The sequence below is a fragment of the Variovorax sp. Soil_C_12 genome (genome assembly GCF_057657375.1).
Window position 1 is genome coordinate 1 of sequence record NZ_JBDGIO010000048.1, and the last position, 614, is coordinate 614.

Annotated in this window: 1 protein-coding gene; it reads left to right on the plus strand. The window is 61.9% G+C overall.

All coding sequences use genetic code 11. From position 1 onward, the window contains the following. The coding region (locus AC3A6X_RS36410) for an FAD-dependent oxidoreductase (RefSeq protein ID WP_487846718.1) at window positions 1–614 on the plus strand (614 nt) is incomplete at both ends.

Sequence of the window (614 nt, forward strand, 5' to 3'; positions counted from 1 at the left end):
GTCGAAGTGCTGAACTACACCTGGATCGAGGACGCGATCATGGAAGGCTCACGCATCAAGGGCGTGATCATCCAGAACAAATCCGGCCGCCAGGCGATTCTGGCGAAAACCGTTGTCGACGCCACGGGTGATGCCGACGTCGCCGCCGCAGCCGGCGCCGAGTACGTCAAGGGGCGCGAGAAGGACAACAAGATGCGCCCGATGAGTGTGCTCTTCAGGCTCGGGGGTGTCGACCTGGGCAAAGTGATCGAGTACTGCCGCAGCCAACCGAAAGAGTACTTCACCGCCGACCCCAACTTTCACATCATTCAGCCCGAAAAGGGGCTCGTTCGGCTGTCTGGCTTCTTTCATATCGCCGACAAGGCCCGCGCGGCTGGCGAACTCCCGGAAGAGATCCACTACCTCCGGTTCGAGGGCATCGACGTTGCACACGGTATCGTCACCGTGAACAACTCGCGCGTCTACGGCGTCGACGGCACCAACGCCTGGGACATCTCACGCGCCGACACCCAGGCCCGGCTGCAGAACCGGCAGCTGAAGAACGTGATCCGCAAGTACATCCCCGGCTTCGAGAATGCCTTTGTGATCGACTCGTCGCCGACGGTCGGCGTGCG